This is a genomic window from Marinobacterium marisflavi, from assembly GCF_982447095.1.
The window spans coordinates 1755074-1771385 of sequence record NZ_OZ457898.1; the positions used below are offsets into that span (position 1 = coordinate 1755074).

Annotated in this window: 13 protein-coding genes; 8 read left to right on the forward strand and 5 right to left on the reverse strand. The window is 52.4% G+C overall.

The window, feature by feature from the left end; genetic code table 11:
* Positions 1-474: 474 nt before the first annotated feature.
* Positions 475-1956: a sensor domain-containing diguanylate cyclase gene (locus AC1WNR_RS08675; protein ID WP_481644106.1), complete on the reverse strand. Its 1482-nt coding sequence runs from the start codon at positions 1954-1956 to the stop codon at positions 475-477.
* Between the two features lie 886 nt (positions 1957-2842).
* On the opposite strand from AC1WNR_RS08675, the gene AC1WNR_RS08680 reads away from it, so the two are divergent.
* Entirely contained in the window at positions 2843-4552 is a 1710-nt protein-coding gene (locus AC1WNR_RS08680) for a sensor domain-containing protein (protein ID WP_481644107.1), read from the forward strand.
* Positions 4553-4700: 148 nt separating this feature from the next.
* On the opposite strand, the gene zapE is transcribed toward AC1WNR_RS08680, so the two are convergent.
* A complete protein-coding gene (zapE, locus tag AC1WNR_RS08685; RefSeq protein ID WP_481644108.1) occupies positions 4701-6089 on the reverse strand; it encodes a cell division protein ZapE in 1389 nt (462 codons plus the stop codon).
* A 262-nt stretch (positions 6090-6351) separates the two neighbouring features.
* Complete coding sequence (locus tag AC1WNR_RS08690) at positions 6352-7242, reverse strand: helix-turn-helix domain-containing protein (RefSeq protein WP_481644109.1); 891 nt, start codon at positions 7240-7242, stop codon at positions 6352-6354.
* Between the two features lie 192 nt (positions 7243-7434).
* Here AC1WNR_RS08690 and AC1WNR_RS08695 point away from each other — a divergent pair, with 192 nt between their 5' ends.
* The 6 genes from AC1WNR_RS08695 to AC1WNR_RS08720 are packed head-to-tail and all read left to right on the forward strand — an operon-like array spanning position 7435 to position 14918.
* Complete coding sequence (locus AC1WNR_RS08695) at positions 7435-8928, forward strand: CoA-acylating methylmalonate-semialdehyde dehydrogenase (RefSeq protein ID WP_481644110.1); 1494 nt, start codon at positions 7435-7437, stop codon at positions 8926-8928.
* A gap of 25 nt (positions 8929-8953) precedes the next feature.
* Positions 8954-10111 (forward strand): acyl-CoA dehydrogenase family protein, encoded by a 1158-nt coding sequence (locus AC1WNR_RS08700; RefSeq protein ID WP_481644111.1) that lies wholly within the window; start codon positions 8954-8956, stop codon positions 10109-10111.
* A 19-nt stretch (positions 10112-10130) separates the two neighbouring features.
* Positions 10131-10907 carry an enoyl-CoA hydratase gene (locus tag AC1WNR_RS08705; RefSeq protein WP_481644112.1) on the forward strand — a complete coding sequence of 259 codons (777 nt, stop codon included), beginning with the start codon at positions 10131-10133 and terminating at the stop codon, positions 10905-10907.
* 22 nt (positions 10908-10929) lie between these two features.
* Entirely contained in the window at positions 10930-12036 is a 1107-nt protein-coding gene (locus AC1WNR_RS08710) for an enoyl-CoA hydratase/isomerase family protein (protein WP_481644113.1), read from the forward strand.
* Positions 12037-12082: 46 nt separating this feature from the next.
* Positions 12083-12973, forward strand: coding sequence for a 3-hydroxyisobutyrate dehydrogenase (mmsB, locus tag AC1WNR_RS08715; protein WP_481644114.1), 891 nt, complete (start codon positions 12083-12085; stop codon positions 12971-12973).
* 58 nt (positions 12974-13031) lie between these two features.
* On the forward strand, positions 13032-14918 hold the full coding sequence (locus AC1WNR_RS08720; protein ID WP_481644115.1) for an AMP-binding protein: 1887 nt from the start codon (positions 13032-13034) through the stop codon (positions 14916-14918).
* A gap of 137 nt (positions 14919-15055) precedes the next feature.
* Here AC1WNR_RS08720 and AC1WNR_RS08725 read toward each other — a convergent pair whose 3' ends face one another.
* Positions 15056-15496 (reverse strand): ProQ/FINO family protein, encoded by a 441-nt coding sequence (locus tag AC1WNR_RS08725; RefSeq protein ID WP_481644116.1) that lies wholly within the window; start codon positions 15494-15496, stop codon positions 15056-15058.
* A gap of 130 nt (positions 15497-15626) precedes the next feature.
* Positions 15627-15857 carry a sulfurtransferase TusA gene (gene tusA / locus AC1WNR_RS08730; protein ID WP_481644117.1) on the reverse strand — a complete coding sequence of 77 codons (231 nt, stop codon included), beginning with the start codon at positions 15855-15857 and terminating at the stop codon, positions 15627-15629.
* A gap of 162 nt (positions 15858-16019) precedes the next feature.
* Between tusA and AC1WNR_RS08735 the strand changes: the two genes are divergently transcribed.
* Positions 16020-16301 (forward strand): antibiotic biosynthesis monooxygenase family protein, encoded by a 282-nt coding sequence (locus AC1WNR_RS08735; protein ID WP_481644118.1) that lies wholly within the window; start codon positions 16020-16022, stop codon positions 16299-16301.
* Positions 16302-16312: the final 11 nt, after the last annotated feature.

Sequence of the window (16312 nt, forward strand, 5' to 3'; positions counted from 1 at the left end):
TTCTTAAAAATTCAACTAAACAGAAGGTTCAAACCTATCCATAGGGCTAGCAATTATCGCGCCAGGATTAAGCAATTGTCCCGACCCAGACTAAATTTGGCGGACGGGCCATGAATTTATATACGTCATATCATCCGAGGTAACACTAAAGGTAAGGGTTCATTGCTGCTGCACTCTGTCAAAAGCAGAATGCGTGGAAGCGTTAGAGACTTTCCAGTTTTAGATCAAAGCAAGCCTCACACAGATACCAAGAAATGTCTCAAATAGTTCGTCTTGACACTATCCTCGCACGTCGGCGTTACGTTGCTTGTCAAAGTGGTGCGTCTCAAAAACTCGAAACTTCCCTCATGAGGAATGTAGGATTCGCCAAAGGGATTGGCAGTCCCTATCCTCACGTTCAGATCTTCTCGAGACTGAGATGATTTTCGTGTGGCGTAAACACTAGCCCGAAAGTTTAGCGGATCTGCACGAAGCTTAAGTAGAGGTGGCCCGACGGTCCCTACCTGCATTCTTTGCAGCGTAGAGGGCGTCGTCCGCGCTCTCGACCAATGAATGTCGTGAATCGATGTCTGCCGCATCGGCTTGAGCGACGCCAATGCTGACCGTCACTCGATCACTGATCTGCGAGCCTTTGTGCACGATACGTCGTTTACGGACCGCCTCAAGCACCTTGTCTGCAGCAGCAATAGCTTGATCTAACGAGGTATTGGGCAACAACACGACAAATTCCTCACCGCCATATCTAAAGACAGACTCACCGGCTCGATTGAAATGATGACTTAGCAAACGCCCAACTTGCCTCAAACAACGATCACCAGCCACATGACCGTAGGTATCGTTGTAATCCTTAAAAAAGTCGATATCTATAAACAGAACTGCGATTGCCAAACCACTTCGTGTACTTCTGCGCCACTCCTCTTCGAGTCTCTCATCAAAGGCACGACGGTTAAGGAGACCAGTTAGCGGATCGTGTACGGACAGGTCTGTCAGGCGCATGATAGCGACTATCTGTCTTTTTACGACCAGAACGATAAGTAACAAGACAATCGATATCGCAATGAATACCAGCACTATAACCATCGCGTTGACTCGCCAATGAGAGAGTGTGTTGGCCTTAGAAAGCGATATGACACTAATTACAGAATACTTGTCGCTCAGCCGGAATCCCTTGATACGTTCATCCTGGTCGAAGGGGCTACGAAACTGGATGCTTCCCGCACCTTGAGAGAGCATCTCTTTAAAGTAGGGTTGCTCACCGATATTCTGGTCGTAGAACGTACTGACATCCGGATAACGAAAAACCCCCGAACCATCAGTTCTCAGTACCGTGACCGCGCCACTTGGTGGCAACCCCAACTGGGCATACATTCGATTGAAGTGATCGAGATTGAAATGCACACCGACAACACCCAGAAAATTACCTTCCATGTCACTCAGGCGTTTTGTCAGAAAGACACGCCTTTCAAAGGTGACTTTCGAAACTAACGGCTGGGTGATGTGAAGGTCATCAACCACGCTATTTTTATGGTGTGAAAAATAGGCTCGATCGGACACATCAATACTTTCAAGGGGAAAGTTAACGCTGTTCGCGGCATTCCATCCGTCGCGCTTGACTACGAATAGGTGACCAAAACTTTGCTCAAACTCATCTCGGCGTAGCAAATCCCGGGTCTGAAGCAGCAAATTATGCAAGTCAGGTCTCGCAGAATCGAGTAGATCCGGATCTCTTTTAATCTCCTCAACAATACGGACTAAAGACAACTCTGCTACATAGAGGGTTGCGTCGGCCTCTTTGCTTAATGCAACAGCTAAGGCTTTGACGCTCTCCTCTGCACTTTCAATTTTCATCCGCCGATCATGGGACACACTGAAGTATATCGCTAGTGCAAGCACGAGCAGGCTGAGCAAAACACCGGCTAGTATTGTACGGGCAGTTCGACCCGACTCATAAAACATCAAACCTCCGTAAGTCGCCCAAGGCACAACTAGCCTAAGCCTAGTCTGCCAGCGTCGTCAGTCAACGAGAGGTCAGCCACAAACCGCCCGCAATGGAATCGCTGATTATGATCTTTCTCCAAGTTAACGGACTCTCTAACGTCGGAACATCAACGGACCTCCACGTATGTTTTTCCGCACTGCTATTTGCTCTCACTGGCAATCAAACAAGAGCTAAGCAAAACTCCCTACTAAACGTGTTCTCCGTATTGAGTTTTCTGATAACCCCAAGCACCCTGTGCGCTAAAAGTCATATTTACACGTTCAACCTAGGTCAAAGGCCCATAGCAAAGAGCGATAGACCCCGAGATAGCACACGAGACAGAACGCTACGTGAGAAGCCTGCGCTGATTTAGACATTCCGTTTGAGCAATGACGAACGAAATTCAACCTCGGACACTAGCTGCTGCAACTCACGAAGTAACTTTGTTTCTCGGCATGAACTGCACTCACCGCAGCTCGGGAAACCTTCGCAGTCTGAAGCTAATTGCATCTGATGTTGAAGTATCGGTGCGTGCCTGCTGACGAAACGGTCGATCTATGAGCGAATCTGCTCCAGTTCAGCCTCTGCTTTGCGATGTTCCGCTTCCATTTCGCTTACCTCTCGAACAATCAATTTCAGGTTAGCCCAGCTCGCTAATCTCTACAAACGGAATTGAAGAAGATCTCTCATAGGCAGTATCTGCGCTCAAAAATAGCTAAAATCTTGCGTTCAGGTTGGGGGATAAAATTTACTGCCACAGCTTCCAATCCCAGACAGGAAAGCGCTCCTTGTTTCTGTGAACTAGACTCATTGGTAACAAGATCTCACAACTGTGATATCCGAAGAACGTAACGAGCGACCGAGATGGATATTAATAGCTGCTCCCCTGCAATCATTGCAGGCTTGATTACCCAGCTTCAGGATGCTGTGTACGTCCTAACGGACCACAAAGTTATCTACGCAAACGCTAAGATGGCCGCTCTGCTGGAAACAACCGTGGACAAACTGGAGGGCCAGTTACTTCTCAATTTCGTGGATCAGCAGTCGCTCGCGACCGTCGAGGACCGTTACCGACGCAGGGTACAGGGCGAGCCGGTACCCAGCCAGTATGAAATTGTAATGCGTACTGCTTCGGGACAAACGAAATGGGTCGTCAATCACGTCGATACGTTCACCGACGAAAACGGCGCGCTGGTCGTTATCGGATCCATGAAGGATGTCACTGAAGTTCACTCAGTCAAACACGATCTCGACATCTTCAGAAAACAGCACGAGGAGCGTCTGTTTAGGGATGCAAACTTCGATAGTTTGACGGGCTTAGCGAATCGCCTGAATCTCATTAACCACCTCAAAATAGAAATGAAACATCAGGACGATATCTGCCTCATCCTGATAGGTTTTACTGGGCTGCGCGAAATCAACGACAGCCTCGGCATTGACGTCGGTGATCATCTAATCGTGGCGGTGGCACGGCGACTTCTCACAGTCGTGGATGATGCAGAATTTCTTGCGCGCGTGACCGGTGTGCAATTTGCAGTGGTCATAAGTGGCCAGTATGAAGAGAGAATAAATGAACTTATTGACGAGGTTAGCCGTCTTTTCAAGCGCGCCTTTGTCACTCAGTTTGGTAAGTTTTATCTTAATCCAAACCTGGGGATTTCGCTTCACCCTGGCGATGCCGGTGATGAAATTACCTTACTAAGCCACGCCCATGCTGCACTATCACATGCAAAAATGTCCGACGTTATCAAATGGATTTTCTACGACGAGCAGCTCAACAAAGGGGTGCACGCTCGCATACAGATGCTGGCCAACCTGCGTGAAGCAATAAAAAAGGAGCAGCTCGAGCTCTTCTACCAACCGCAAATAACCATAGGGGAGTCCAAATTTGTTGGCGCGGAAGCGCTGATTCGATGGAAGACCCCTGATTTAGGCTATGTGGCGCCTGGCCAGTTCTTGGCCTATGCCGAATCTACAGATCTCATCATACCGATCGGCGACTGGGTAATTACGCAAGCCTGTAAGCAAGCCAAAGCGCTTCTGGAACGCGGGTATAAGGACTTTAGCATTGGTATTAACCTCTCAGCAAAGCAGTTCGCCTCTGGAGATCTGGTTCAGACGCTCAAAACAACACTCGGTCTGCTTAAACTCCCCCCTCGTTACGTCGATATCGAGGTAACCGAGTCAACGTTTTTAGATATGGGGGATGAGGTATCAAATCAACTCCAAGAGCTGCGTACGCTGGGACTATCCCTGTCTATCGATGACTTTGGTACCGGTTACTCATCGCTCTCTTACCTTCAATCAATGACGTTCAACATACTTAAAATAGATCAATCATTTATCTCGAGGCTGCCAGGGTCTGAAAGTGATCTGAACCTGGTCAAAGCGATCATTAACATGTCCAAAGCCCTTCATCTGGAGATAATTGCAGAAGGAGTAGAGACCGAGCAACAGCTTAACCTGCTGAAAGATCTTGGCTGTGACATCGTTCAAGGCTATTACATTAGCCGCCCCATGCCATCCGAAGAATTTTTGCTCTGGCTTGAGAGAAATAACCTACCAAAGTCGTGACAACCTGCCCTTTTTTCGATCAATCGATTGGTTTAGGCACTGCTTTTAAAGGTGACCGCCGACTGATGCAAAACTTAAACAGCACAGCTTACAGTGCTCAAAAACACGCGTAGCTGACTTAATAAATGACTCAAACGAGTGGGGAAAGTCATTTCCGTCCCCACTCCTTTCCACCCATTTCTACCAATCGAGAGGCGGCTCGTCGAAAGGAGAAGGCGAGATCATTGGCGGCCGAGAATTGTGCCAGTGACGCGCCCATTAGGCCCGTCGCCGACCACTCCATATTTTCACCCTCTTTGGTGCGAATCATGGTTGTCGCGAAAGAACTCGAGTTGCCCCCCAGTTCACTGACAAACAGTTCTTCATTTCCATCACTGCTTTCGACTTGCGCTTCAAAATCGACAAATAATTCATCGAGCGGGACGTTTGCCGCCAGCACCAAGCGCGTTCGAGATTCATAACACACGTCAATAAGGGTCACGAATCGTCGCGCTTCGTCGAGCTGATTGGCGTCTAATTGCGGCACGCGATCAATGATGAGGACCGGAAATCGCTTGCAGAGGGAGAGATAATCAGCCGCGCCAAGCGGTTGGTAGCATAACTCGGAAAAATCAAACCAGGCGCACCGGTCATTGAATCGGGCGACCTGCACGGTGCGACCGAAGAGTACCTCAATAACCTCGGCCTCAGTTCCGGGTGCAGTGCCACCAAATATCTCTCTCAACTGTGCCTGCATGCTGTTATCCCCATTATTATCGCCAAGGACATCCTTATTTGACCAAAAATAGGATTGACCATCCGCTCGAGTTTCGAGTCGATAATCCTTGGCGGAATCCTCCATGGATATGATGTCAAATCTGTGTTTCAACAGGTCTATGAAGGGCAAAAAGAGAGATCGGTTAAGGCCTCCCTCATACAATGCATCGGGAGAGCGATTGGAGGTCGCCACCACAACGACATTCCAATCCAGTAAAAACAGAAAAAGTCGTTTCAAAATCATGGCATCCGCAACGTCTGTTACCTGAAATTCATCGAAACAGAGGAGTTGGGCTTCCTGAGCCAGTTGCTGCGCGATCATAGGGATCGCATCATCTCGGGGGTGCTTTTGTTTGTAGACAAAAATTCGATGATGCACTTCCAGCATGAACTCATGAAAGTGAACGCGGCGTTTGGTAATTTTTGCGTGTTTAAGGCGTCGGCTGTTATTACTACAGCGAGAATCATCACCGGGAACATCAACCGACGCGTAGAAGAGATCCATCAGAAAGCTCTTGCCAACTCCGACCGATCCATGAATGTACATGCCTCGCGGTGGTGTTCCAAAAGACCACAATTGGAGCTTCTTTCGAAGAAAGGACCGGGCGCAAGCCATGGATCGCGCCACTAACGGCCGACCGCTGCTTGTAACACGGCTCTCTGTCGGTTCTTCGGTGCGCACGGGCACTGCTGGAAGCGAGGTAAGAGACTCGTGCAGGGCATCGAGTTTTTCCGCTAGAGCGACTTGCTCATCATCTCGTCTCACCTCCCCTGCATCCACCAAGCGTTCGTAGGCCGCTGTCACAGGGCCAGTCGGGAAGGACCGCCGAGCTACGGGATGTTGCGCTGTCATATTCTTCATCACCGTCGTTATAGTGGGGCTGAGAAGTTTATCAACATGGCTAGGAAAGTACGATCATGAGCGTATTCAACCCAAGCCTCTTACTGCAACTGGAAACTGATGTGGAAACCGAGCTTCTCGAAATGTCGCGTATGGGGGTTTAGAACGTTCTCCCCACCTGACACCTTTCGAATAGGCGCGTCTAGGTTCGAGAGGCTCGGTACTGACTGGGTGAAATACCCAGCTGTTTTCGGAATATGCGTGAGAAGTAGTAGGCGTCATCGTAGCCCACCGCGTAGGCCACCTCTTTTATCTCCTTATCAGTCGTGTCTAACAGGTGACATGCCCGCTCTATCTTCAATTGTATAAACCGGTTGATTGGTGTTGTTCCGCTGAGCTCTCGATAGCGTTTAACAAAGTGAAACTTTGATAGATTCACGGCGGCGGCGAGGGTGTCTAGGTCGAGCTTCTCATGCAGGTGCGAACGCATCAGCGAATGCACCCGCTCAAGCTCAGCAGTTTCACGCTGTCCCTTGATAGACTCGGTGGGCCGTAAGAGCGCAATATGTGACAGGATTTGGCGAAGCTGGTTGGCCGCATAGATGTGACTCGCTAACTCCTGCACTGAGTTACGTGCCTCCATCAGCGCCTCAAAATCGCTGATCAATTGCGCATGTAAACCCACCTGATGAATTTGATAGCCGGCATTGTTACAAGGGATCCCCGTGTGCAAAGCAAATTCTGCGGCCCGCAAACCCTCGAAGTGGGTCCAATAAATGGTCCAGGGATCGGCAGGATCTGCGGCGTACCGGTGATTCAAACCCGCGGGCACAATTAACAGATCGCCCATCTCTAGCGTGCTCTCGCTCGTTGCTGCGCTAAACCTGCCCTTCCCTTCCAGACAGTAGATCATCAAGTAGTCATCGTGAGACTCGCGCTGCATTCGGTGCCCCGAAGCTGCTGCATAGAAGCCGAGGGCACGTGGATACAAGTCGGCGGACAGCGGATGCTGCGCTAGCTGAGCCGTAAGCGAGCGAGGTACTAGATATCGAAAGCTCTCTGGCGGAAGCGGCCAATTAGAGGGGCGGCTCATATGTTCTCTTTATACCTACTACTGATTCGCGCTTTTCTGAGTCCGGTCTACGACAAATGGATCAGTAAAAACCACAATATAGTCCATTAATAGAGCAAGATTATCAATCTCCCTCTTAGGCGACTGGTGTTAAAAATCTATTTAACCCGAACGAATGGGTATCTATAAGAATAACGATTGCAGGTATTGATAATGACTAAGCGTGTCCCTCTTTTGATCAACGGCCAGATGGTCCAAAGCCAGACCGATACTTTTATTCCCGTAACAGACCCCGCAACTCAAAATGTTATTGCTGAGGTCCCGTGTGCGACATCCGCCGAAGTGGACGCGGCCATAGCCGCCGCACAGACTGCATTTGAGAGCTGGAAAGAGACCCCCGTGGGCGAGCGTGCTCGCTTGATGCTGCGTTACCAGCACCTACTCAAAGAGCATCACGACGAGATCGCCACCCTGCTATCCAGCGAAACAGGAAAGACGTTTGAAGACGCTAAAGGTGATGTATGGCGCGGTATAGAAGTGGTTGAACACGCCTGTAATATCGCTTCACTGTCGATGGGTGAGACCGTTGAAAATGTCGCGCGAAAAATCGACTGTTACAGCATCACTCAACCGCTCGGTGTCTGTGTGGGTATCACACCCTTCAACTTCCCAGCGATGATTCCCCTGTGGATGTTTCCGATGGCCATCGCCTGTGGTAACACCTTCGTTCTAAAACCCTCCGAGCAGGATCCACTAACACCAATGCGCTTGGCGGAGCTGTTCAAAGAGGCGGGCGCCCCTGACGGTCTGCTGCAAGTTGTGCATGGCACTAAAGAGGTGGTCGACCAACTGCTGACCCACAAAGATACGCCCGCTATCTCGTTTGTCGGCTCGGTTGCAGTCGGGGAACACATCTACCGTACCGGCACCGAGCATCTGAAGCGGGTGCAGGCCTTTGCCGGCGCCAAGAACCATATGGTGATCATGCCGGACGCGTCCAAGAATCAGGTTATCAATAATCTTGTCGGTGCGTCTGTCGGGGCCGGAGGTCAGCGCTGTATGGCGATCTCTGTCGCTGTATTTGTAGGCAGTGCCAAAGAGTGGATTCCGGAGCTGCGCGAGGCGATGAACAAGGTTCGCCCCGGCGCCTGGGACGACCCGGATGCGGGGTACGGCCCGCTGATCAATCCAAGTGCTCGAGCCCGTGTGCTCGACTTCATACAGCAGGGAAAGAATGCTGGTGCCCAGTGCTTGCTCGACGGTAGCGACTGCACCGTAGATGGCTTCCCCAACGGCAACTGGGTTGGCCCGACGTTGTTTAGCGGTGTCACCACCGATATGTCGATCTACAAAGAGGAGATCTTTGGCCCAGTGCTTTGCGCCATTGAGGTTGAAACGCTGGATCAAGCGATCGCCCTAATTAATGCCAACGCCTATGGTAATGGCACGTCGATCTTTACCTCATCGGGCGCCGCTGCTCGCAAGTATCAACACGAGATCAAGGTAGGCCAGGTCGGTATCAATGTCCCAGTGCCTGTGCCGCTGCCGATGTTCTCGTTCACTGGCTGGCGTAAATCCTTCTATGGGGATCAACACGCCTACGGTAAACAGGCGGTTAAGTTCTACACCGAAACCAAGACCGTTACCGCGCGCTGGTTCGAAGAGGATATAGACACTGGGGTAAACACCACGATTCAGCTAAAGTAAGCGGATAACAACAAAGGAAAGCACCATGGATTTTGAGCTGAACGAAGATCAGATCGCCTTTGCCGACCTGGCTCGAAGCTTCGCTGAAAAAGAGTTCGAACCCAATGCCGCTGAGTGGGATGAGCAGCAGATATTCCCACTTGAGACCTTGCGTAAAGCGGGTGAACTCGGCCTGTGTGGCCTTTACGCCCCAGAGGATGTTGGCGGTTTAGGGCTGAGCCGACTCGATTCCAGCATCATCTTTGAGGAGCTCGCACAGGGCTGCACATCGACTACCGCCTATCTAACGATCCACAACATGGTGGCGTGGATGATCGCAGAATTTGGTAACGAAGCGACGCGCAACCAGTGGTGCCCTGCCCTCACGGCGGGTGAGCAATTTGGCTCCTACTGCCTAACAGAGCCCAACGCCGGCTCCGATGCCGCCTCACTTAAGACAAGCGCTAGTCGCGATGGTGACGACTACCTGCTCAACGGCAGCAAGATCTTTATCTCCGGTGCCGGCGCAACCGATGTCCTCGTAGTAATGGCACGCACCGGTGAAGCAGGCGCCAAAGGGATCTCGGCTTTCGCCGTCGATGCCAAAAGCGAAGGCATCAGCTACGGGCGCAAGGAGCAGAAAATGGGATGGAACTCACAACCCACCCGTATGGTTACCTTTGATGAGGTACGCGTGCCTGCTAGCGCCATGCTGGGCGCTGAGGGTGATGGCTTTAAGATCGCCATGAAGGGCCTGGACGGCGGACGCATCAATATTGGCGCCTGCTCTATCGGTACGGCGCAAGCGGCGCTTAAACGCGCACGCAACTACATGTTGGAACGCAGCCAGTTCGGCAAAACACTGAGCAACTTCCAAGCACTGCAGTTCAAGCTCGCTGATATGACCACTCAGTTGGTTGCTGCCCGCCAGATGATTCGACTCGCAGCAAGCCGGCTCGACGCCGGACATGCCGATAAAACAGTTTATTGTGCTATGGCGAAGCAGTTTGCAACCGACGCCGGATACACCGTAGCCGATGAAGCGCTGCAGATCTTTGGCGGCAATGGCTACATCAAGGAGTATCCGCTAGAGCGCTACCTACGTGACAACCGCGTGCACCGTATCCTTGAGGGTACCAATGAAATTATGCGTCTGATCATCGCCCGCCGGGCGCTGATGCAGGATGCCGCAGAGCTACTTTAAGCGATATTAGGGAGAGAGCATGTCTGACGCGCTACTTTTAGAAAAGCAGGGCCATACCGCGGTTATTACGATGAATAATCCGCCGGCTAACACCTGGACCGTTGAGAGCTTGAAGCAGTTAACCGAGTTGGTTGCGCAGCTCAACGCCGATCGCGAAGTGTTCGCTCTGGTGTTGCGCTCTACCAGCGAGAAATTCTTCTGTGCCGGTGCCGACCTCAAGCTGTTCGCAGATGGCGATCGCTCGATGGCTCGCGACATGGCCCGCGGCTTCGGAGAGGCCTTTGAGGCGCTATCGAATTTCCGTGGCGTATCCATTGCTGCGATAAACGGCTTTGCCATGGGGGGTGGCCTCGAGGTTGCACTGGCGTGCGATATTCGTGTCGCCGAGGAGCAGGCTCAAATGGCGCTGCCAGAAGCCAAAGTGGGACTTCTTCCCTGTGCGGGTGGCACCCAGAATCTGACGATGCTGGTTGGAGAAGGTTGGACTAAGCGCATGATTTTATTAGGCGAACGTCTGAAAGCGCCGCAAGCGAAAGAGATCGGCCTAGTCGAAGAGCTGGTACCTACCGGAGGCGCGTTTGAGCGTGCAATGGAGCTGGCCAAGCAGGCCGAGCAGCAGAGTCCAATGTCGATCGCCAACTGTAAACAACTGATTCAAAACAACCGTCACCAGCACTGGGATGCAGGCTACATTCTCGAGCGTGAACTCTTCGTTGACCTCTTCTTCTCTGAGGATCAAAAAGAGGGGGTGAATGCATTCCTAGAAAAACGTTCACCCGAGTGGAAGAACCGCTAACTGAGCAAATTAAGGACCTTTAATGAGTTGCGTACTCTTTAACGAACACCCCACAAACGACGGCAACCTTATTCTTGAGGTGCATCTCAACTCTGAGCGCTCACTCAATGCACTGACGCTGGAGATGATTGAGCTGATTCTGCCGCGTCTCGATCAGGCCGCTGCGGATGAGCGAATTAAAGCGGTGCTACTGACCAGCGCAGGTGAGAAGGCTTTCTGCGCCGGAGGCGATGTGGTGAACCTCTACAAGTCGATCACTAACGAGGCGAACTCTAGTTTCCCGGTCGACTACTTCACTGCCGAGTATAGGATCGACTACCGCATTCACACCTTCCCTAAACCTGTGATCTGTTGGGGCAGCGGATATGTTATGGGTGGGGGCATGGGTCTAATGAACGGCTGTAGCCATCGCGTGGTTACACAAACCTCACACCTCGCAATGCCAGAAGTGACTATCGGGCTTTACCCTGACGTTGGCGGTAGTTTTTTCCTTAACCGTATGCCCGGGCGTACTGGCTTGTTTCTTGGTCTCACTGGCAATCCAATCTACGCGGCAGACGCCCTCTTCCTAGGCCTTGCTGATCGCTTCATTGATGCCTCCAAATTGCCGCAGCTAGTCAGTTCACTGGTGGGGGCAGACTGGAATGCAAACGCATACACCTGTGTAAATCAGGTGCTGCGCCAGCTCGAGCAGCAGTCCCAAGCGGTATTGCGCACAGACGCTCCAATCCAGGATCACTTTGACTTCATACAGCAGATCACCGATCAAGATTCGCTCGATGATCTTATGCAAGCGATGCACGAGCTCGAAAGCGAGGATCCTTGGATTCAACGCTCTAAAAAAGCGATCACCCACGGTTCGCCCCTATCAGTGCACATCATTGCTGAACAGCTCAAACGCTGCCGCCACCTTTCACTCAAAGAGGTGTTTATGGCCGAGCTCGAGTTGTCGGTACAGTGCTGCCGTCATCACGAGTTTCCAGAGGGGGTTCGAGCCCTTCTAGTCGATAAAGACGGCAAACCCGACTGGAGCTATAAGACGGTGAGCAGCGTCGACGAAGCGTTTGTGCAGCAGTTCTTTACTAGCCCTTGGGAGCCCGGACAAGCGAATCCGTTGAGCGATCTTTAACGGCAAAACTTTTTACCCTGAACAATAAACATAAGAGGGACAGAGAATGGCAACAATTGGATTTATCGGACTGGGTAATATGGGCGGCCCGATGGCCGCCAACTTGGTAAAAGCAGGTCACCAGGTACAGGTGTTTGACCTCTCAGCAGCCGCACTTGAACGAGCAGTCTCAGCCGGTGCACAGGCAGCTGACTCTGCAACATCGGCCGTCAAAGGCGCACAGTTTGTCATCACTATGCTACCGGCAGGCCAGCATGTTGAAGGGCTGTTCGTTACCGGTGATACACCGCTGTTTGATGCCGTGGAGTCCGACGCCCTGATAATTGACAGCTCCACCATTGATGCCGAGACCGCAAAGCGTGTCTCTGCAGTGGGTGCCGCTCGCAGTATCGACTTCATCGATGCACCGGTCTCAGGCGGAGTCGGTGCAGCTACAGCGGGCACCCTTGCCTTTATGGTCGGTGCAACAGAAGCTCAATTCGAGCGGGCTAAACCCATTCTAGAGGCGATGGGCAAAAACATCTTCCGCGCGGGCGACTCGGGTGCGGGCCAGATCGCCAAATGCTGCAACAACATGATGCTGGCGATTCAGATGGCCGGTGCCTCAGAGGCGTTAAATATGGGGGTGCGTAACGGTCTGGATCCGGCAGTGCTCTCTGAGATCATGAAGCAGAGTTCCGGTAACAACTGGGCGCTGCAGGTCTACAACCCCTTCCCCGGTGTAATGCCCAATGTGCCCTCCTCTAATAATTACCAAGGCGGCTTTGCGGTGGACCTGATGTATAAGGATCTAGGGTTAGCGATGGATGTCAGCCAGCAGAGTGGCTCGCCCACACCGATGGGCTCCGCAGCCCGCGCGCTGTACATGCTGCACCGTAAAAACGGCACAGGCGGCCTGGATTTCTCCAGCATTCTGAAGTTCTATCAGGAGCAGTAGATCCTAGCGTTAGTCGACAACAAATAGTCTCACCAGAATAAATATAAGAGGGATGCAGATGAGATATGACGACCAATACCAAGCCGCTTTAGATAACCCCGAGGCCTATTGGGCGACCCAGATTGATCGAATCGCTTGGTTCAAAAAGCCCGAAACGATCCTGCACCAAACTGATTTCGGAACCTACAGTTGGTATCCCGATGGAGAACTCAACACCTGCTATCTAGCCTTAGATCAACAGGTCGAGCAGGGCCGCGGTGAGCAGGTAGCGCTCTATTACGACTCGCCCGTCAGCGATACCAAAGAGGCCATCAGCTACAACGACCTCTTAGCTCGAGTGAAACGCTTTGCCGGCGCGCTGCAAGCGCGCGGCGTGGAGAAAGGCGATACCGTACTCATATACATGCCAATGATTCCAGAGGCCGCAGTAGCAATGCTCGCCTGCGCCCGCCTTGGCGCAGTTCACTCAGTCGTCTTTGGTGGCTTTGCCCCCAACGAAATGGCCATTCGTATCGATGATGCCAACCCCAAAATGATCCTCACCGCATCCTGCGGTATCGAGTTCGACAAGAAGATCGCCTACAAGCCGCTTGTCGATCAGGCGATCGATATGGCGACACATAAGCCCGAGCACACTATCGTCTGCCAACGCCCAATGCTAAGCGCCGAGCTTAACCAAGCGCGCGATCTGGACTGGTATGAATTTCAGGAGGGGTCGCAAGACGCAGCGTGCACGACTGTCTTGGGACGCGACCCGCTGTACATTCTCTACACCTCTGGCACTACCGGTCAGCCCAAAGGGATAGTGCGAGACAACGGCGGCCATGCAGTAGCGCTCAGTTATGCCCTCAACAATGTCTATGGCATGGAAGCGGGCGATGTCTGGTGGGGCGCCTCCGACATTGGCTGGGTTGTCGGTCACTCCTTTATTGTTTACGGCCCTTTGATGGGCGGCTGCTCGGCGATCTTCTTTGAGGGTAAACCGATCAAAACGCCCGATGCTGGCACCTTCTGGCGCGTCATTGGCGAATATGGGGTCAACTCGATGTTCTGTGCCCCCACCGCCTTCCGCGCGATTCGCAAAGAGGATCCTGAGGGCGCACTGGCCAAACAGTTCGACCTGAGCTCGCTGAAATGGGTCTTTGTCGCCGGTGAAAAACTCGACTCCTCGACCTACGGCTGGCTCTCTGAACTGCTGCAAGTGCCTGTGATCGACCACTGGTGGCAAACCGAAACGGGTTGGCCGATGACCGCGCCGATGATGGGATGGGACAACCCCTCCAAAGAGCGTCTGGGCTCCACCAACAAACCGATCCCCGGGTACGATATTCGCGTGCTCGACGACAGCGGCGAAGAGGTTGAGACTGACGCCGCTGGCAACATCTGCGTCTCCCTGCCGATGCCCCCGGGCGTCGCCTGGAGTATCTGGAATAACAACGAACGCTACCGCAGCTCTTACCTGGAAGCGTTTCCCGGTTACTACCACACGGGTGACGGCGGATTTAAAGATGCGGAGGGCTACATCTACATTACCGGACGTACCGATGATGTGATCAACGTCTCCGGCCACCGACTCTCCACCGGCGAGATGGAAGAGGTACTGTCGGCACATAGCGCTGTCGCTGAGTGTGCCGTCATAGGTGTGAACGATGAACTGCGGGGACAATTGCCGCTGGGCCTCGTGGTGCTCAAAGCGGGCGAAACCATCAGCGAAGCGGATCTGGTACAAGACCTAGTGCAGATGGTTCGTGACCGAGTGGGCGCAGTCGCTTGCTTCCGTCAGGCATTGGTGGTGCAACGCTTGCCCAAGACCCGCTCAGGCAAGGTGCTACGTGCAGTGCTGCGCAAGATTGCGGCGGGTCAGGAGTACACCATGCCATCAACGATAGATGATCCAGCGATTCTGACGGAGATCGAAGAGATCCTACAATCCGCAGGTTTCTGAGCAGGGTCCTGTAGGAGGGATGAGCGGCAAAGCCGCATTTCCCGACACCCAGTGTCGGGTCGCGAAATAGCGCTGTGCGCTACATCGCTCGTACATTCTTAATCCGACGTGTGTCGCCGCGAGAAGCGAGCTACCGGTTAGTGCTTGTTGGTTTTCGCCAGCAGCGCTTCGAGCTTGTTGCTGATGCGCTCCTCTTTCTCGGCTACGCGCTGCTGTTTGCGCTGCTCTTTTTGACGCTCTACACGGCGCTGTTTGTACTCCGCTAGCTTCGCTTTGGCGTGACCCGCTTCGCTCTCGTTGACGGTGCCAGACGCGTCACCGTTCAGATCGACACGGTCGGCACCCTCTACAATCGACTGCAGGTAGCGTGGATTGCGCACGTAGGTAGCCAGTGCACGTTTGATTTTACCGCGGCTCACTTTGTCATCAGCGACCAGATCTTCCTGAATACCAATCTTCAGGGGTTTAGGCTCGGCAGCGTTGAACGCTTTCGGGTAGTTTGTCTCCAACAGTTCTACCGCTGCCTGGTTTGCTGCGCGATTCTTGTTACGCGCCTTGTCTGAGGTCTGTTCGCTCACGTTCTCATCTCGTTTGTTACTTGGGCCGCAACCCTGATCGAAGCCGCATTTTAACAGCATATCCAGGCTTGTTAAGCCCCTTTTTCACAACGCGCACACTCGGATTACGGGTCGCTAATTGGGTCGGCTATCAGGCACCCTTGCGAATCAGGTAGATATACTCATCACCGCGCTGCTCTTGATCGACCAATTCGTGCCCGAGGAAATTGCAGAATTTTGGGATATCACGCTCTGTGGAGGGGTCTGTGGCTAAAACCTCTATCAGTTGCCCGGCAGCAACGTCTGAGATTTTGTTATGCAGCATCATCACCGGTTCAGGGCAGTAGAGACCACGCGCATCAAGTTGTGCATCAGGTTTCACAAAGGATTTTCCGTTCAATTACTCAATCTCATTATTGTCGCAAATACCGAGGCATGTTGTCAGCCCAGCGTTGTCAGACCGGTACGGCTACCAACCGCTTTACCGTTCACCCGCCTTCGGTCTATTCTTGAACTAAAGGGAACGCACGTAAGGAAAACAACAATGATAAGAGTTTTTATTGAGCGCCATGTTCCAACGGAACTGACCGACGCCTATAACTCACTCGCTCGCGAAAACCTGCAGACGGCGATGTCCACGACAGGCTTCATCTCTGGCGAAGTTTTACATGATATCAGCGATACAGAGAAGCGTCTGATTGTAGCAACTTACCGTACGTTAAGTGACTGGTCGCGCTGGTATCACTCGGAAGAGCGCAGGCAGATGATGGACCGAATCGGTCCTATGCTCGAGCACGAAGAGAAGATCACTATTTACGAGCTGTAGTTCAGCCTCTG